The organism is Klebsiella michiganensis (assembly GCF_015139575.1).
In the GTDB taxonomy this organism is placed as follows: Bacteria; Pseudomonadota; Gammaproteobacteria; order Enterobacterales; family Enterobacteriaceae; genus Klebsiella; species Klebsiella michiganensis.
This window is the reverse complement of record NZ_AP022547.1, coordinates 384,410-402,112: the sequence shown is the minus strand read 5'-3', so window position 1 is coordinate 402,112 and position 17,703 is coordinate 384,410. Positions and strand designations below refer to the sequence as shown.

14 protein-coding genes are annotated in these 17,703 nt (G+C 57.0%); 3 read left to right on the top strand and 11 right to left on the bottom strand.

What is annotated here, in order from left to right:
• Positions 1-15: 15 nt before the first annotated feature.
• The 10 genes from glgA to JLG71_RS01800 all read right to left on the bottom strand — a co-directional run bounded on the left by glgA (position 16) and on the right by JLG71_RS01800 (position 13,808).
• Complete coding sequence (gene glgA, locus JLG71_RS01845) at positions 16-1,449, bottom strand: glycogen synthase GlgA (protein ID WP_004854984.1); 1,434 nt, start codon at positions 1,447-1,449, stop codon at positions 16-18.
• Positions 1,449-2,744, bottom strand: coding sequence for a glucose-1-phosphate adenylyltransferase (glgC, locus tag JLG71_RS01840; protein WP_004106488.1), 1,296 nt, complete (start codon positions 2,742-2,744; stop codon positions 1,449-1,451). The genes glgA and glgC overlap by 1 nt, the downstream gene beginning before the upstream one ends.
• A gap of 80 nt (positions 2,745-2,824) precedes the next feature.
• On the bottom strand, positions 2,825-4,801 hold the full coding sequence (glgX, locus tag JLG71_RS01835; protein WP_049084392.1) for a glycogen debranching protein GlgX: 1,977 nt from the start codon (positions 4,799-4,801) through the stop codon (positions 2,825-2,827).
• A complete protein-coding gene (gene glgB, locus JLG71_RS01830) occupies positions 4,798-6,984 on the bottom strand; it encodes a 1,4-alpha-glucan branching enzyme (RefSeq protein ID WP_014227074.1) in 2,187 nt (728 codons plus the stop codon). The genes glgX and glgB overlap by 4 nt, the downstream gene beginning before the upstream one ends.
• A gap of 248 nt (positions 6,985-7,232) precedes the next feature.
• On the bottom strand, positions 7,233-8,339 hold the full coding sequence (asd, locus tag JLG71_RS01825) for an aspartate-semialdehyde dehydrogenase (RefSeq protein WP_004854992.1): 1,107 nt from the start codon (positions 8,337-8,339) through the stop codon (positions 7,233-7,235).
• A gap of 452 nt (positions 8,340-8,791) precedes the next feature.
• Complete coding sequence (gene gntU / locus JLG71_RS01820; RefSeq protein WP_014227075.1) at positions 8,792-10,132, bottom strand: gluconate transporter; 1,341 nt, start codon at positions 10,130-10,132, stop codon at positions 8,792-8,794.
• Positions 10,132-10,662, bottom strand: coding sequence for a gluconokinase (gntK, locus tag JLG71_RS01815; protein ID WP_004854998.1), 531 nt, complete (start codon positions 10,660-10,662; stop codon positions 10,132-10,134). The genes gntU and gntK overlap by 1 nt, the downstream gene beginning before the upstream one ends.
• Before the next feature lie 181 nt (positions 10,663-10,843).
• Complete coding sequence (gntR, locus tag JLG71_RS01810; protein ID WP_004106498.1) at positions 10,844-11,839, bottom strand: gluconate operon transcriptional repressor GntR; 996 nt, start codon at positions 11,837-11,839, stop codon at positions 10,844-10,846.
• Between the two features lie 114 nt (positions 11,840-11,953).
• Positions 11,954-12,649, bottom strand: a complete 696-nt coding sequence (locus tag JLG71_RS01805) for a pirin family protein (protein ID WP_025107853.1) — start codon at positions 12,647-12,649, stop codon at positions 11,954-11,956.
• Between the two features lie 121 nt (positions 12,650-12,770).
• Positions 12,771-13,808: an oxidoreductase gene (locus JLG71_RS01800; RefSeq protein WP_032751563.1), complete on the bottom strand. Its 1,038-nt coding sequence runs from the start codon at positions 13,806-13,808 to the stop codon at positions 12,771-12,773.
• 253 nt (positions 13,809-14,061) lie between these two features.
• On the opposite strand from JLG71_RS01800, the gene JLG71_RS01795 reads away from it, so the two are divergent.
• On the top strand, positions 14,062-14,721 hold the full coding sequence (locus JLG71_RS01795) for a bactofilin family protein (RefSeq protein ID WP_064378162.1): 660 nt from the start codon (positions 14,062-14,064) through the stop codon (positions 14,719-14,721).
• A gap of 247 nt (positions 14,722-14,968) precedes the next feature.
• Entirely contained in the window at positions 14,969-15,460 is a 492-nt protein-coding gene (gene yhhY, locus JLG71_RS01790; protein WP_025107856.1) for an N-acetyltransferase, read from the top strand.
• A 50-nt stretch (positions 15,461-15,510) separates the two neighbouring features.
• Here the strand turns inward: yhhY and ggt are convergent, their stop codons facing one another.
• On the bottom strand, positions 15,511-17,253 hold the full coding sequence (gene ggt / locus JLG71_RS01785) for a gamma-glutamyltransferase (protein WP_032694233.1): 1,743 nt from the start codon (positions 17,251-17,253) through the stop codon (positions 15,511-15,513).
• 120 nt (positions 17,254-17,373) lie between these two features.
• Between ggt and JLG71_RS01780 the strand changes: the two genes are divergently transcribed.
• Entirely contained in the window at positions 17,374-17,694 is a 321-nt protein-coding gene (locus JLG71_RS01780; RefSeq protein ID WP_014227081.1) for a DUF2756 family protein, read from the top strand.
• Positions 17,695-17,703: the final 9 nt, after the last annotated feature.

Below are 17,703 nucleotides of genomic sequence, written 5' to 3'. Positions count from 1 at the left end.
AGCTTTGGCTCCTGGTTACAGCAAGCGTTGATAAAGTTCGCGGTAAGAATTTGCGGCAACCTGCCAGCTAAAATCCATATTCATCGCCTGACGCTGGACGTAGCGCCAGAGCGACGGGCGCGACCACAGGACGAATGTACGTCGAATAGCCCGCAGCAGCGACAAAGCGTTGCTATCTTCAAAAACAAAGCCGGTAGCCAGACCGTCGGCGAGATTCTCCAGCGAGCAATCGGACACGGTGTCCGCCAGTCCGCCGGTACGCCGCACCAGCGGTAGCGTGCCGTACTTCAGGCCGTACAGCTGGGTTAAGCCGCACGGTTCAAAACGGCTGGGCACCAGAATCACATCGGCGCCGCCCATAATGCGGTGCGAGAAGGCTTCATGGTAGCCAATCTGTACGCCGACTTTGCCCGGATGCTCGGCCGCGGCGGCCAGGAAGCCCTCCTGCAGCACCGGATCGCCCGCCCCCAGCAGCGCCAGCTGACCGCCCTGCTCCAGCAGGCCCGGCAGCGCCTCAAGCACCAGGTCCAGCCCCTTCTGGCTGGTCAAACGGCTGACAACGGCAAACAGCGGCGCTTTGTCATCCACCTTCAGCCCCATGGCGATTTGCAGCTGGCGTTTGTTTTCCGCTTTTTCTTCCAGCCGATCGCGATCGTAGCGCGCGGCCAGCAGCAGGTCGCTTTCCGGATTCCAGATATGGTCATCCACCCCGTTGAGGATCCCGGAGAGGCGGCCCTCATGCTGCCGCTGACGCAGCAGCCCTTCCATGCCGTAAGCGAACTGCGGCTCGGTGATTTCGCGCGCATAGGTCGGGCTGACCGCCGTAATATGGTCGGCGTAGTAGAGCCCCGCCTTCAGAAAGGAGATCTGGCCGTTAAATTCAAGACCATGAACGTTGTAGAACGACCACGGCAGCTCAATGTCGTTCATATGCCACGAGTAGAACATCCCCTGGTAGGCCAGGTTATGCACCGTAAAGACCGACTTAGCCGGGTGGCCGCGCGCCGCCAGGTAGGCCGGGGTCAGGCCCGCATGCCAGTCGTGGGCGTGAACAACGTCAGGGCGCCAGAAAGGATCCAGGCCGCAGGCCATCTCGCTACCGACCCATCCCAGCAGCGCAAAGCGCAGCACGTTGTCGGTATAGGCGTGCTGATTAGTATCGTGGTAAGGGCTTCCTGGGCGATCGTAGAGATGCGGGGCATCAATCAAATAGATGCCCACGCCGTTAAAGTGACCGAACAGCAGAGTGATGCGCCCGGCAAACGTCTCGCGGCGCGTCACCACCTGCGCATCCGTCACGCCGCGGCGGATATCAGGAAACGCGGGCAGCAGTACGCGCGTGTCGACGCCCCCGGCAATTTGCGCTGCAGGCAGCGCGCCGATCACATCCGCCAGTCCACCGGTTTTTAACAGCGGGAACATCTCTGAACATACATGTAATACCTGCATTAGCGCTCCTGTGGATACCCCAATTTCCGCAGCATGTCGCGGGTGACCAGCACGATACCTTCCTCCGAGCGGTAGAAACGGCGTGCATCCTCTTCCGCGTTCTCCCCAACAACCATACCTTCCGGGATCACGCAGGCGCGGTCAATAATGCAGCGACGCAGGCGGCACGAACGGCCAACCCAAACCTCTGGCAACAAGACTGCCGAATCAATATTACAGAATGAATTCACCCGCACGCGCGGGAACAGCACCGACTGCACAACCACCGATCCGGAGATAATACAACCGCCTGAAACCAGCGAGTTCAGGGTCATCCCGTGGCTGCCCGAGCGGTCCTGGACGAATTTTGCCGGAGGCAAAGGCTCCATATGGGTGCGAATCGGCCAGTTCTGATCGTACATGTCCAGTTCCGGGGTCACCGAAGCCAGATCGAGGTTGGCTTTCCAGTACGCTTCCAGGGTCCCGACATCACGCCAGTAGGGCTCAGACTGCGGATCGGACTGCACGCAGGAGAGCGGGAAAGGATGTGCATAAGCCATGCCAGCTTTGGTGATTTTCGGAATGATGTCTTTACCAAAATCGTGGCTGGAGCTTTCATCGCTGTCGTCTTCTTCCAGAAGCTCATAAAGGTAATCCGCGTCAAAGACATAGATCCCCATACTCGCCAGCGATTTGCTGGCATCGCCCGGCATCGCTGGCGGATTAGCCGGTTTTTCGACGAAATCGATAATCTTATCGCTCTCGTCCACCGCCATGACCCCGAACGCCCGTGCTTCTTCAATAGGCACCGGCATACAGGCCACGGTGCAACGCGCGCCTTTTTCGACGTGATCGATAAGCATGCGCGAGTAGTCTTGTTTGTAAATATGGTCGCCCGCGAGGATAACGACGTACTCCGCCTTGTAACGACGAATGATGTCGAGGTTCTGCGTCACCGCATCCGCCGTGCCGCGATACCAGTTTTCCCCCTGCATCCTTTGCTGGGCGGGCAGCAGGTCAACAAACTCGTTCATCTCTTCATTGAAGAACGACCAGCCGCGCTGGATATGCTGCACCAGCGTATGCGATTGATACTGGGTGATGACGCCGATGCGTCGAATGCCTGAGTTAATACAGTTAGATAACGCAAAATCGATAATGCGGAACTTGCCGCCGAAATGGACAGCAGGTTTCGCGCGTTTATTGGTCAGATCCTTCAGACGGGTACCACGTCCCCCGGCAAGGATCAGCGCAACGGATTTGATCGGCAACTGACGCGCCAGCATCAATGGATCGTTCTTTTCTACCCCAACCATAATTAACTCCTTTTTTACTCCCCAGCTTGCCTGCCCTTCTCGTCGCGCCGCCGCTTCGAGACCAACCGGAAGCCCCGAGGTTACGACCTTTGAAATACGCACACTCCGTGCGCGGGCCCATGCCAGACAGCTATAGTGACCGGATTATCCTCTCCGGCGAAAGGTGGAATGGCGCGCCATTCCCCCGCGGGTAAAACCATCTCTGCCACCTCGGCGGTGGCGTTGAGCGCCATCAGCCAGCGATCGGACAATATGATCTGCATACGCGGCGCACCGTGCTGCCATTCATCGGCGGACAGCGGCTGCGCATGTTGGTTTAACCAGCGAACGCTGCCGTCTCCCTCCTGCCACCAGCGATTCTCGGTTAAAGCCGGAACCCGCTGGCGCAGATGAATTAACGCGGCGGTGAACGCGGTCAGCCCGCGGTTAGTATGGTTCCAGTCCAGCCAGGTCAACGCATTGTCCTGACAGTAAGCATTGTTGTTGCCATGCTGGCTGTGACCGTGTTCGTCACCCGCCAGCAGCATCGGCGTTCCCTGCGCCAGCAGTAGCGTCGCCAGAAGAGCATGAACGCTGGCACGGCGCCGTTCAATCACGGCAAGACTCCCTTCTAATCCTTCTATACCATGATTGTTGCTGTAGTTATTGTTAGTCCCATCGCGATTCTCCTCCCCGTTTGCCTCATTATGTTTCTGATTGAAACAAACGCAGTCGCGCAGGGTGAAACCATCGTGCGCGGTGACCAGGTTAACCGCCGCCGAAGGCGCTCTGCCGTTACGCTGAAAAACGTCGCTGGATGCGGCAAAACGCTGAGCGAAGTCGCCCAGCGAGACGTTCTGCTGCAGCCAGAATCGACGCGCGGTATCGCGGAAATGGTCGTTCCACTCGGCGAACAGCGGCGGAAAGTTACCCACCTGGTAGCCGCCCGGGCCGATATCCCAGGGTTCCGCGATCAGCTTGACCTCCGCCAGACGCGGGTCGTTACGGATGGCCTCAAACAGCGGCGCATCCTGACGAAACGCCGGCGTCCGCCCCATCACCGAGGCGAGGTCGAAACGAAAGCCGTCAACGTGGCACTCGTCAACCCAAAAACGCAGGCACTGGCGGGCATACTCCACCACGCCGGGGTGGCTGAGGTTGAGGGTGTTCCCGCAGCCGGTCCAGTTGTGGTAATCGCCGTCTTCCCTGATCCAATAATAGCTACGGTTATCGATTCCGCGCAGGGAGAAGGTCGGCCCTTCCAGGTCTATCTCCGCGCTATGGTTCAGCACCACGTCAAGGATCACTTCGATGCCCGCCGCATGCAGCGCTTTTACCGCATCGCGAAACTCGTTTAACGCCTGCTTCGGCGCGCTGGCGTAGCGCGTGTCGAGGGCGAAAATCGCCAGCGGGTTGTAGCCCCAATAGTTGCTTAACCCCATCCGCTGAAGGCGCGGTTCGCTGGCGAACTGCGCCACCGGCATTAACTCTAGTGCAGTAATGCCCAGCATGCGGAAGTAATCGATCATCACCGGATGACCAAGCGCTTTATAGGTGCCGCGGATATTCTCCGGCAGATCGGGGTGCAGATACGTCAGCCCCTTGACGTGGGCTTCATAAATCACCGTCTGGCCCCACGGCGTGCGTGGCGGCTTATCGCCGCGCCAGTCGTAATGCAGGTCGATCACCCGCGACTTCGGCGCTATCGCCGCGCTGTCGCGACGATCGGGAACGCGATCGCCGCCGTGAAGACGTTCATCGTCAGGCAACCCGCCGTCTACCTGATGGCAGCAGGGGTCAAGCAGCAGCTTCGCCGGGTTGAAGCGGTGCCCTTGCGTTGGGTCCCAGGGCCCGTGGACGCGGTAGCCGTAGCGCAGGCCAGGCCCGACATCGGCGAGCCAGCCGTGCCAGATATCGCCGCTGCGCGCGGGCAGGTCGACGCGCCGTTCATTACCCTGCTCGTCAAACACGCAGAGTTCCACCCGCTCCGCGTGGGCGGAAAAGAGCGCGAAATTCACGCCCTTACCGTCGTAGCTGGCCCCTAAAGGCGCGGGCTGTCCTGCCGCGAGTGCGATCATTGCGCCTCCCGCACCAGCCACACCGTCGCCAGCGGAGGCAGCGTAATGGAGAGGGAGTGTTCACGACCGTGGCTGGCGATCGGGTCGCTCTCAACGACGCCGCCGTTGCCGGTGTTGCTGCCGTGGTAATGCATGGAGTCGGTGTTGAGCTCTTCACGCCAGCGGCCGGGCTGGTTGATGCCAAAACGGTACTCATGACGCGGGACCGGGGTGAAGTTGCTGGCGACGATAATTTCATTGCCCGCCCTGTCGCGACGAACAAAGATAAATACCGAACGCTCATGGTCGTCCACCACCAGCCATTCGAAGCCGTAGGGATCGAAATCCAGCTCGTGCAGCGCTTTATGGTGACGATAGGTATGGTTGAGATCGCGCACCAGCCGCTGGACGCCGTGGTGCCAGTTATCGCCGCCTTCCAGCAGATGCCAGTCGAGGCTTGCGTCGTGGTTCCATTCGCGCCCCTGAGCAAACTCATTGCCCATAAACAGCAGCTTTTTACCCGGGAAGGCAAACAGCCAGCCGTAGTAGGCGCGCAGGTTAGCGAACTTCTGCCAGGCGTCGCCCGGCATGCGGTCGAGTATCGATTTTTTGCCGTGCACCACTTCATCATGAGAGAGCGGCAGGACAAAGTTTTCGGTGTAGTTGTAGAGCATACCGAAGGTCATCTTGTCGTGATGATGACGGCGATGCACCGGGTCCAGCTTCATGTAGTCGAGGGTGTCGTGCATCCAGCCGAGGTTCCACTTGAACCAGAAACCCAGCCCGCCGGTGGAGGAAGGACGGGAAACGCCGGGAAAATCGGTCGACTCTTCCGCCATGGTTACCGCGCCCGGCGTCTGTTCGCCCAGCACGCGGTTGGTATTGCGCAGAAACTCAATCGCTTCAAGGTTTTCCCGACCGCCGAATTCGTTCGGCACCCACTCGCCCTGCTTGCGGCTGTAGTCGCGATAAATCATCGACGCCACCGCATCAACCCGCAGCGCGTCAATGCCGAAGCGTTCGATCCAGTACAGCGCATTGCCGACCAGGTAATTGCTGACCTCGCGGCGGCCGTAGTTGTAAATCAGGGTGTTCCAGTCCTGATGGTAGCCTTCGCGCGGGTCGCTATGTTCATACAGCGAGGTGCCGTCAAACGAGGCGAGCGCAAAGTCATCCGCCGGAAAATGGCCAGGCACCCAGTCCAGAATAACGTTAAGCCCCGCGGCGTGCGCGGCGTTGATAAAGTAGCGGAAATCCTCCCGGGTACCGAAGCGACGGGTGGGCGCGTACAGCCCGGTCGGCTGGTAGCCCCAGCTGCCGTCAAACGGATGCTCGTTAACCGGCAGCAGTTCGAGGTGGGTAAAGCCCATCCATTTGGCATACGGGACCAGCTGGTCGGCAAGCTCGCGATAGCTCAGCCAGAAGTTATTATCGGTGTGGCGGCGCCAGGAGCCGAGGTGTACTTCATAAATCGAGATCGGCGCATCAAACTGGTTAGCCTGCTTGCGCTCCGGCGGCTGTGCGACCTTTTCCGGCAGCCCGCAGATGAGCGAGGCGCTCTCCGGGCGCATTTGCGCTTCAAAAGCGTAAGGATCGGACTTCACCCGCAGGTTGCCGTGGGCATCGATAAGCTCGAATTTATACAGCTGGCCGTTCAGCGCGCCGGGAACAAACAGCTCCCAGATGCCGGACTCTTTACGCAGGCGCATCGGGTGGCGGCGGCCGTCCCAGTAGTTAAACTGGCCGACGACCGATACCCGGCGGGCATTCGGCGCCCATACGGAGAAACGCGTACCGACCACGCCGTCCATGGTATCGGCATGCGCGCCCAGCGTTTCATAAGGACGCAGATGCGTGCCTTCCGACAGCAGCCAGACATCGAGATCCTGCAACAGCGGACCAAAACGGTACGGGTCATCAATCAGGTTCTGCTGCCCGTGCCAGGTGACGGCCAGCTGATAGCGAAAAGGATTTTTACGACGTGGCAGAACGCCGCTGAAGAAACCGCGCGAGTCGAGGCATTCCAGCTTGCCGACTTTGCGTCCGGTTTTTGGTTCAATGACCCACACATCGGTGGCATCGGGTAATAATGCACGAACTTCCAGCCCGGCGTCGGTGTAATGCATGCCAAGCACGGAAAAAGGATCCGCAAAATGGCCGGCGATAAGCGCATTAATCACGTCCTTATCAATACGATTAGACATGGTTTCATCCTGTTGTAGGTGTCGCCCTTTCCTGTATCCGGCGACTTTTTTTTGACCTGAACGGCGCAGCACGTTATGCGTCCCCCTGCTCCGTCCCACCTTCAGGTAAGGAGACATCGTGACTCCTTACTTAAAGCATAGCCAAGGCTGAGTTACCTCCGTTGGGAAAAATCTAACATTCGCGTTTACTCCTTGTATTACGCAAAAAAAAGGGGTGTTTCAACACCCCTTTTCTCATCTTGTGACGACTACGCCAGCTGTCTTAGCATGCGGCGGAGCGGCTCGGCGGCCCCCCACAGCAGCTGGTCGCCCACGGTGAAGGCCGACAGATACTCCGGCCCCATGTTCAGTTTACGCAGGCGACCCACCGGGGTGGTCAGGGTGCCGGTAACGGCAGCCGGAGTCAGCTCACGCATGGTGATATCACGATCGTTCGGTACCACTTTGGCCCACGGGTTATGCGCGGCCAGCAGTTCCTCAACGGTCGGAATAGAAACATCTTTTTTCAGCTTGATGGTGAACGCCTGGCTATGGCAGCGCAGCGCGCCAACGCGAACGCACAGGCCGTCTACCGGAATCGGTGAGGCGGTCGCGAGAATTTTGTTGGTCTCCGCCTGGCCTTTCCACTCTTCACGGCTCTGGCCGTTATCCAGCTGTTTGTCGATCCATGGGATCAGGCTGCCCGCCAGAGGAACGCCAAAGTTGTCTACCGCCAGCTCGCCGCTGCGGGTCAACGAGGTGACCTTGCGTTCAATATCCAGGATCGCGGAAGCCGGATCCGCCAGCTCAGCCGCAACATGGCTGTGCAGCTGGCCCATCTGGGTCAGCAGCTCGCGCATATGCCGCGCACCGCCGCCGGAAGCCGCCTGATAAGTCGCCACGCTAACCCACTCAACCAGATCCTGAGCAAACAGGCCGCCGAGAGACATCAGCATCAGGCTGACGGTACAGTTGCCGCCGACAAAGGTTTTAACGCCGTTGTTCAGACCGGCGGTGATAACGTCCTGGTTCACCGGGTCGAGAATGATGATGGCGTCGTCTTTCATGCGCAGCGAAGAGGCGGCGTCAATCCAGTAGCCCTGCCAGCCGCTTTCACGCAGCTTCGGGTAAATATCGTTGGTGTAATCGCCGCCCTGACACGTGACAATAATGTCCAGCGCCTTCAGTGCTTCCAGATCGAATGCATCCTGAAGCGTGCCACCGGTACTGCCACCAAAAGATGGAGCAGGCTGCCCCAGCTGGGAGGTGGAGAAAAAAACAGGGCGAATGGCATCAAAATCGCGCTCTTCAACCATGCGTTGCATGAGGACAGAGCCGACCATTCCGCGCCAGCCGATAAAACCAACATTTTTCATAACGTATTCCTGCGAGGTGTGTGCTGTTTGTTCCAGGCCAGTTTCCTACTGGTTAGTCCTTCACATTACAAAATGCAGCTAAAGTCGCAAGTGAAATTAATCAATGATTGCCAGGCAATCAGTAACGTAACTAATTTTGCATAGCGGCAGCCGTCGCTGGCCCCCCGGAATACCCTAATAATTATCAGGGAATTTATATCGCGAAGGAAATATTTTCCGCCGCTATTTTATTGATCAGGATTATGGATTACGGCAGAAATTCGGTTGTTTTGCTCTTGCTAACCAAACCGGTTAAAGCCAGGCGTGGCGCGGGTTTGTGAGCCGTATGACGTTTATCGTATTTCTGATAGTGGCAGATCGGGAGAGGGGTAAAGCTAAGGGTTTTCGATATAAGTAGAGCGGAAAAATTAACCCGGCATCGCCTCGCTCCGCCGGGTGTTTCACTTTGTCGTTTAGCTCAATAGCGTAAACGCAATCATGCCGACAATCGCCCCGACGGTGCCGAGGATGGTTTCCATCATCGTCCAGGTCTTCAGCGTTTGCGCTTCGGTCGCGCCGGTAAACTTACCGAACAGCCAGAAGCCCGCGTCGTTAACGTGGCTGACGACAATAGAGCCGCCGGCGATGCAGATAGAGAGCGCCGCCATCTGCGCGCCGCTGTAGTGCAGCTGTTCGATAACCGGCATCACCAGCCCAACGGCCGTCAGGCAGGCAACGGTCGCGGAGCCCTGAATAATACGCACCGCCGCCGCCAGCACGAAGCAGGTGATAGCAATCGGCAGGCCCATACCGGTCAACGCTTCGCCGAGGGCAGGACCGACGCCAGAGTCGACCAGCACCTGTTTGAACACGCCGCCCGCACCGATGACCAGCAGGATAATGCCCGCAGGCTGGAGCGCATGACCGCAAATCTCCATCACCCGATCTTTGGCCATCCCCTGACGTACCGCAAGGCCATAGATAGCCACCAGGCACGCCACCAGAATCGCGGTAAACGGATGGCCGATAAACTCAAACCATTCGTAGGCGGTAGAGCCTTCCGGCACAAAGCGCGCGGCGATGGTTTTCAGGCCAACCAGCACCAGCGGCAGCAGAATCAGCGACAGGCTGAAGCCGAATGACGGCATTTTGCCTTCGCCGAGGTGCGGCTCGCTAATATCGTCCGGAATATGCAGCTCAACGTAACGGCTGATAAAGTTACCCCACAGCGGTCCGGCGATAATCATCCCCGGGATCGCGGCGCACAGGCCAATCAGGATCATCCAGCCAAAGTCGGCGTGCATCTGCGAGGCCAGCAGCATTGGCGCGGGCCCCGGCAGCAGGAACGCGGCCGCAGCGGCTACGCCAGCAAACAGCGGGATCACCAGCTTCACCAGGTTGGTGCCGGTGTGGCGCGCCATTGAGAAAGCCACGCTGATCAGCAGCACGATCGCCACTTCGAAAAACAGCGGCAGCGCGCAGATAAGTCCGGCCAGGCCTATCGCATAGTGGGCGCGATTGTGGCCGAAAGATTTCAGCATCTTAACGGCAATCTGGTCGACCGCGCCGGTTTCATGCAGGATCTTACCGAACATAGCCCCCAGCGCGACGACGATAGCCAGAAAGCCCAGCGTGCCGCCCATGCCTTTTTCCATCGTCGCCGCGATCTTGTCCAACGGCATTCCGGAAAAAAGCCCTGCTCCAATAGAAACCACCATCAAAGCCACGAAGGCATGCATACGCGCCTTCATCACTAAAAACAGCAGCAGCAAAACGGAGCCGACTGCTGTTAAAACAAGCGTTAATGTACTCACTATTTACTGCCTTTGTTGATCACCTCAATGGTGCTGGCGACCACGCCTTCCAATGACTGGTCGATATCGACGATTAAAACATCGTTTTCATCCGCGCCCGGTTCCTGCAGCGTTTCAAACTGCGTGACCAGCATCTGAGTTTTAAAGAAGTGGCCTTTACGCGCCTTCAGACGTTGTTCGATAACCTCGAAGTCGCCTTTCAGGTAGATAAATGAGAGGTTCGGGTTACCTTTACGCAGGATGTCGCGGTAGCTCTTTTTCAGCGCGGAGCAGACAATCAGCGACACTTTATTGGTACGCTGCATGGCAAACGCGGCATCGTTCAGCGCCTGCAGCCACGGGGTGCGGTCATCGTCATTTAACGGTTCGCCGGAAGCCATCTTGTTGATGTTGCTGCGCGGATGCAGAAAGTCGCCGTCGAGAAACGCGGCGTGCAGTTGATGCGCCACTTCGCTGGCGACAGCGGATTTGCCGCTGCCGGAAACGCCCATCAGGACATAGATGTGGTGATCATGGTTAGTCGTGCTCAAAGCTTCCTCCCACTGGACACATACGCGCAGCCTGGCAGCGTTTAACGGCGTGGAATACTGGCGTACAGGTTAATTGTTACGGGTAACTGTTATCGGTAACATTGTCATGCCGGAGTTGTGGAGAAGCAATAACCATTCGTGCCAGATGTGAATATGTGTGATCTACTTCAAATTTGTCAGTTTAAATAGATCCGCCCGGTGACAATGTGAAACCTAAATCTAACATCTTAGGCGTCACCGCTTCACCGCGAATACGCGCCAGCAGTCGTTCAGCACCAATCCGCCCCATCCGCTCGCGCGGCGTCAGCACGCTGGCCAGACGCGGCTCCATCACCTGGCCGATATCGTGGCCGTGGAAACCGGCAATCGCCATATCGTCAGGGATTTTAAGCCCCAGCCGCTGGCACTCAAACGCCGCGCCGACCGCAAGGTCATCGTTGGTACAGAAAATGCCGTCAAGCTGCGGATATTCGCGACGCGCCTGGCGCATCAGCTCAATCCCCGATGAATAAGAGGAAGACTGCTCAACCATCACGCTGTAGGGCGTCATTCCGGCATCAAGCATCGCCTGCTCATACCCCTTCTGTTTGATGATAGTACGTTCATCAAGACGTGCGCCAAGATAGGCAACGTGACGATGGCCATGATTGATAATCGCCGCGGTCATCTGCCGGGCCGCTTCAAAGTTATCAAAGCCGACGGCGATATCGAGGCACGGCGACTGGCTGTCCATCAGCTCCACAACCGGGATACCCGCCACTTCAATCATCTTCAGGGTGCGCGGCGTATGGGTTCGTTCGGTAAGGATCAGGCCGTCAATATTCCAGGAAAGCATGGATTCCAGGCGTTTTTCTTCCATTTCCGGCTTATAGCCGTAGTGCGCCAGCATCGTCTGGTAACCGAAAGAGTCGGTCACGCTTTCAATACCGCGCAGCACTTCTGAGAAAACCTGGTTAGTTAACGAGGGCAGCAGCACGCCAATAGCGCGGCTGGTGGCATTCGAGAGGATGTCGGGGGCGCGATTAGGAATATAACCCAGTTCATCGAGAGCAACGGCTATCTTGCCACGCAGCGCTTCGGAAACCTGTTCCGGGTTACGTAAGTAGCGACTGACCGTCATTTTGGTCACGCCGACAAGATCGGCTACATCCTGAAGTACGGGTCTTTTCTTTTTCATCGTCCTGACTGCGATCAACGGGGAAACATTTTCTCAGTTTATCACGGACAAAGCGCAACCTTCCCTAACATCAGGGAAGGTTGCGCAATTTATTTAGACCCGATCGGAGAACGATCAGACGGGCGGCAGATCGAACAGCAGAATTTCGCTATCGCCGTCGGCGTGTACGGAAATCGCCTGCTCGTCCCAAATGGCCAGGCCATCGCTGGTGGTGGCCTTCGTTCCGTTGATGGTGACGTCACCTTTCACCACCTGGATCCACACCCGCCGTTCAGCGGCAATCTGATGCACCGACTGCTCGTCTTTCAGCAGCGCCCAGCGGTACAGTTCCATATCCTGGTACACCTTCAGCGAACCTTCGCGGGCATCCGGCGACAGCACCAGCTGTTTGCCCTGCGCGGCGTCAAAGCGGCGCTGTTCGTAGCGCGGCGTGATGCCATTTTTTTCCGGCATAATCCAGATCTGGTACAGATGCAGTTTTTCCGTGTTGCTTGGGTTGTACTCCGAGTGACGAATCCCGGTACCCGCACTCATGATCTGGAACTCACCCGCCGGCACCTGCTCTTTATTCCCCATGCTGTCCTGGTGCTCAACGGCCCCTTCCAGCACGTAGGTCAGAATTTCCATATCTTTATGCGGATGGGTACCGAAGCCCTGGCCTGCATCAATCACGTCGTCATTGATCACCCGCAGCGCCGAGAAGCCCATAAAGTTAGGGTCGTAATAGTTCGCGAAAGAGAAAGTATGCCAGGAATCCAGCCAGCCGTGGTTAGCGTGGCCGCGTTCGTTAGCTTTGCGTAAGTAGATCATGTTGCACCCCCGTATGTTTTCGATGGGATAAGTGTGGACCCAATCCCCTGGCGATCATAGAGGGTGAAAATTGACTCCTCTGTTCAAAAAATATGAACGAGTGCAGAGGAGCCATGAGGGCTTATCGGGTAAGGGTAATCGTGGCCGGAGATGGCTGTTCAAAGCCGCGTTCGAGGATCTCCAGATTCGTGAGAACGTCAGATTCCTTGACGAAATTTGGCTGACCGTTAACGAGGGTTTCATACAGCGAATCATAGACCCGCCCATAGTCGCCGGTTTCAAGCGGGATCTCTTCCCGTACGGTTTCGCCCGCCTCATTGACGTACTCCAGCAGACCAACCGTCTCGTCCGCGCCGAATCCCGGCTCGCCCGGCATAATATTGGCCTTCAGGCTGGTCTCCTGCTGGTCGATACCGTATTTAATAAACGACCCTTTATGACCATGGACGATGAATTTTGGATAGGGCAGCTTCACCAGATGGCTGGTTTTGACAATCGCCTTCAGGTTGCCGTAGAACAGCTGGGCCTCAAAGGTATCGTCCGGATTGGCCTTGTTGCGCAGGCTACGGATGTCGTAAGAGACATGGTCAGGGCGACCGAACAGGGAGATAATTTGGTCCAGGGTATGGACGCCCAGGCCGTAAAACGTGCCGTCCTGAGGCAGGCCGGGTTTCCCTCCATCTACCGGGCGATAGTTGTCAAAATGGTTTTCAATCTCGACGATCTCCCCCAGCTTTCCGCTCTCAATCACTTTCTTCGTGGTCAGGAAGCAGGAGTCGAAGCGACGATTCTGGTACGGCGTGACCGTTAATCCCTTGCTTTTCGCCAGGGCGAATAGCGTTTTTGCCTCGTCAAGGGTCGGGGTAAAGGGCTTTTCGACCAGCACATTTTTGCCCGCCTCCAGCGCCCTTTTGGCATAGGCAAAATGGCTGTCCGCATGGGTGCACACAATCACCAGCTTGACCTGCGGATCGTTAAGCACTTCGTCGAGGTCGCTGGTGAAGTGAATATGCGAGTATGCCGGTGCCTGTTCCTCCGGCTTTGCGCTGCGGCGAAAGATATGCGCCACGTGCCAGCGGTCTTTTCGGTGCAGGACATAGGGAAGATGGTAGCGGGTGGTGCTTTTGCCGAATCCAATAAATGCGCAGTGCAAAGTCATAACGCGGTCCTTTGTTAGGTCTCTGCTATTAACCATAGCGCAAGCTGGCTGCGAACTTAACCCCTTCAATAAGTGTGCCAAATTCTTAAATGTAAAATTTAACGCTCAAATTCATTGACCCTACGGCCTAAATTCTGGATAAGAGGGCCCTCGGGAAAAGAACGTTTTTTATCCAGCGCGTGGGAGCATGACGCCGTATCGCGCTCGCCGTTTCCCAAAACACGATGACTAAAGGAGTAGCCATCTCGTTCGTATGGAAAGCAAGTATATCGCCCTGAATAGCGCCCTTCTCTTTTGGCTGCTTGGCCTGATGGCCTGGTGCTGCGAATCCACGTATCTGGCCTGGCTATCGGGCTCTTTCTCCTTGTCATCTTTCGTTTTTCATTTTCAATATCATCGGATTAACCATATGTTTAAAAAGAATAAAAACGTTGAAGCGACGCCACAGACGGTGGCTACGCCGGTACTCAACAGCGCATCCCCGTTAGCCGTTTCCCGCAAACCTGCCGCCACGGTTATCGCCAGCGGCATCCGCTTTGACGGCAATATTATCGCCGAGGGAGATGTCGATATTTACGGTACCGTAAGCGGTAATATCGACGCCGAAGAGAGCCAGATTAAGATTATGGCCGGAGGCCTGGTCGAGGGAAATATCACCTGCCGCGAGCTGATTATCGACGGCTGCATCCTCGGCCAGTGCCGCAGCGAGACGATTGAAATCGATAAGAACGGCCAGGTCACCGGCACGTTGGCCTACCGCACGCTGGCCATTAACAAGGGCGGCGTTTTTTCCGGCCAGGCAGAGCTGCTGCCTGCGGCGGCAGATAAGAGCAACGTGGTGGGGTTTATCGCGGATACCGCGGCTGAAACCAAAAACAGAGCAGACAGACACACCGTCGAAGCGGCGCAGTAGCGTCTTCGGGTGCAGGCTGAAAAAAAGCAAAAAAAAAGCCAGCACCCGGCTGGCTAAAGTAATACTGGAAGCAATGTGAGCAATGTCGTGCTTTCAGGCTTTCCGCAAGGGTCTCCCTGAATGCAGAGCAATAATAATCATTCTCATTCGCACTTGTCCACCTCTTTTTGCAAAAAATAGGCGTTGCTCCCTTTTTTAAAGTCAGCGATCTTTAAGGGGACGATTAACCTAAAAAGGAAAATGAAGAATGAGCGACATAGTGATACGTCACGCCGAGCCACGGGATGCTGAACCTTTACGCCAGATCACTGCGCATCCGGAGGTCTATCACGACACGCTACAGCTCCCTCATCCTTCTATGGAAATGTGGCAGGAACGCCTGCTACCGAAACCCGGTAGCCGTCATCTGGTCGCGACAATCGACGAACAGGTAGTGGGCCACCTCAGGCTCAGCATCGAACCCAGCCCTCGTCGCAGCCACGTGGCGACCTTTGGCGTCAGCGTTGCCGCGCAGGCGCACGGCCGTGGCGTAGGCAGCGCGCTGATGCGAGAGATGATTAATCTCTGTGATAACTGGCTGCGCGTCGATCGTATTGAATTAACCGTGTTTACGGACAACCCATCCGCGATGGCGCTTTACCGCAAATTTGGCTTTATTGTAGAAGGGACCGGCAAGCAATACGCCCTGCGCAACGGCGAATATGTCGATGCCTACTTTATGGCGCGGCTGAAGGGGTGACGCTCAACTAACCCTCTCCCGGCAGGGAGAGGGTCGGAGTGAGGGTAAACCTAATACCCTGCGGTTAAATCATCCGGGGAACGCGGATCGGATGCGCCGTACAGCGTGCCGTCCGGGCCAACCATAATACTCTGGGTGCTGCCCATCGCCTCTTTCACCGCCACTTTCTGCCCTTTGCTCTCCAGCAGCTTCAGCGTATCCGGGCTAAATCCCTTCTCTACACGCAGTTCGTCCGGCAGCCATTGATGATGGAAGCGCGGGGCGTTGGTGGCTTCCGCGACGTTCATTCCGAAATCAATGGTATTCACCACCATCTGCAGGACGGTGGTGATAATGCGGCTGCCGCCGGGGCTACCGGTCACCAGCCAGGTTTTGCCATCTTTCACCACAATCGTTGGCGACATCGACGACAGCGGACGTTTTTTCGGCTCGACGGCGTTGGCGTCACCGCCCACCAGCCCGTAGACGTTCGGCACGCCGGGTTTAGCTGAGAAATCATCCATCTGATTATTCAGCAGAATGCCGGAGTTCCCCGCCACGATGCCGGTTCCAAAGGTCGTATTCAGCGTATAGGTCACGGCAACGGCGTTACCGTCCTTATCCACCACCGAGAAATGGGTAGTCTGATTGCTTTCATACGGCGCCAGCTTACCGGGGCGAATCTGGCTCGACGGCTTCGCCTTATTGATATCAATCTGCTCAGCAATCGATTTGGCGTACGCTTTGCTGGTCAGCGCCTGCCACGGCACCTTGACGAAGTCCGGATCGCCAAGGTATTCCGAACGGTCGGCATAGGCGTGCTTTTCGGCTTCCGCCATCACCTGCATGGCGTCGGCGCTGCCGAAGCCGTACTTATGCATATCGAAGTTTTCGAGGATATTCAGGATCTGCACGATATGAATGCCCCCGGACGATGGGGGCGGCATTGAGAACACCTGATAGCCGCGATACTCGCCGCTCACCGGCGTACGTTCGACCGCCTTGTAATTCGCCAGATCCGCTTTGGTGATAAGCCCGCCGTTATTCTTCATCTCAGCGGCAATCTGGTCGGCAATCGCGCCTTTATAGAAGGCATCCGGCCCCAGCTCGGCAATCAGCTCCAGGCTTTTCCCCAGCTGTTTTTGCACCAGCTTATCGCCCTTTTTCAGCGGCTCGCCGTTTTTCCAGAAGATAGCCCGGCTGTTGGCATGGTCGGGGATCACTTCGCTGCCGTAGGTTTTCAGGTCGTCGGCCAGCGCATCATTTACCGTGAAGCCCTCTTCGGCCAGCTTAATCGCCGGGCGAATCACTTTGTTGAGCGGCATCGTGCCGTATTTTTCCAGCGCGAGGGAGAAGCCGGCGACGGTGCCCGGCGTGCCGGAAGCCAGATGCGAGGTCAGCGATTTCTTGCTGTCCGGGTTGCCCTGATCGTCGAGAAACATATCCCGGGTGGCCTGTTCCGGGGCCATCTCGCGGAAGTCGATCGCCGTGGTATTACCGTCTTTGGTTCGCAGCATCATAAACCCGCCGCCGCCGATATTACCGGCCTGCGGATGGGTGACCGCCAGCGCGTAGCCCACCGCCACGGCGGCATCGACCGCGTTGCCGCCCTGACGCAGAATATCCACGCCTACCTTCGTTGCCAGCGCGTCCACCGAGGCCACCATCCCCTGCTGAGCGCGGACCGGGTGAAATACATCTTCCTCTACGCCATAAGATACCGGCGGAGGGGCGGGATCTGCCGCGACGGTAAAACTGCCGCCCGCCAGCAACGCAGCGATGACCACCTGACGCCAGAGCGTTGTTTTTATCATTGTCATACTCCTGAATGATGTTTTTATTTACCCATAATCCTGGATGATAAGTCTTAAAAAATCATTGTTGCGCCGGAAAGGGAGTAAACTTAAGCGATCCCACGAAGTGAGGAGAGAACAATGAAAGCAATGTTATATCTGGCGGCGCTTCTGCCTCTGAGCGTCATGGCGCAGCCGATCAATATCGACAATAACCCCAATCAGCCGGGGTACGTGGTGCCCAGCCAGCAGCGGATGCAAAATCAGATGCAGACCCAGCAAATGCAGCAGCAAAACAATCTTAAGCAGAGTATTCAAAGCCAGTCGCGCGCGCAGCAGCAGCATCTTCAGACGCAGTTGAATAACGATCGGCAGCGGGTACAGCAGAATAACAATCTGACCCGTGAGCAGCCTCTCCCTAACACCAACGGTGGGATGCTGCAGCGCCAGACGACCCCGTAAGGGCCGCCT

What these genes read in the sequence shown, in the direction of transcription:
- glgA (WP_004854984.1), bottom strand. Translation starts at nt 1,449, where the DNA reads ATGCAGGTATTACATGTATGTTCAGAGATGTTCCCGCTGTTAAAAACC.
- glgC (WP_004106488.1), bottom strand. Translation starts at nt 2,744, where the DNA reads ATGGTTGGGGTAGAAAAGAACGATCCATTGATGCTGGCGCGTCAGTTG.
- glgX (WP_049084392.1), bottom strand. Translation starts at nt 4,801, where the DNA reads ATGATCGCACTCGCGGCAGGACAGCCCGCGCCTTTAGGGGCCAGCTAC.
- glgB (WP_014227074.1), bottom strand. Translation starts at nt 6,984, where the DNA reads ATGTCTAATCGTATTGATAAGGACGTGATTAATGCGCTTATCGCCGGC.
- asd (WP_004854992.1), bottom strand. Translation starts at nt 8,339, where the DNA reads ATGAAAAATGTTGGTTTTATCGGCTGGCGCGGAATGGTCGGCTCTGTC.
- gntR (WP_004106498.1), bottom strand. Translation starts at nt 11,839, where the DNA reads ATGAAAAAGAAAAGACCCGTACTTCAGGATGTAGCCGATCTTGTCGGC.
- JLG71_RS01805 (WP_025107853.1), bottom strand. Translation starts at nt 12,649, where the DNA reads ATGATCTACTTACGCAAAGCTAACGAACGCGGCCACGCTAACCACGGC.
- JLG71_RS01800 (WP_032751563.1), bottom strand. Translation starts at nt 13,808, where the DNA reads ATGACTTTGCACTGCGCATTTATTGGATTCGGCAAAAGCACCACCCGC.
- JLG71_RS01795 (WP_064378162.1), top strand. Translation starts at nt 14,062, where the DNA reads ATGGAAAGCAAGTATATCGCCCTGAATAGCGCCCTTCTCTTTTGGCTG.
- yhhY (WP_025107856.1), top strand. Translation starts at nt 14,969, where the DNA reads ATGAGCGACATAGTGATACGTCACGCCGAGCCACGGGATGCTGAACCT.
- ggt (WP_032694233.1), bottom strand. Translation starts at nt 17,253, where the DNA reads ATGATAAAAACAACGCTCTGGCGTCAGGTGGTCATCGCTGCGTTGCTG.
- JLG71_RS01780 (WP_014227081.1), top strand. Translation starts at nt 17,374, where the DNA reads ATGAAAGCAATGTTATATCTGGCGGCGCTTCTGCCTCTGAGCGTCATG.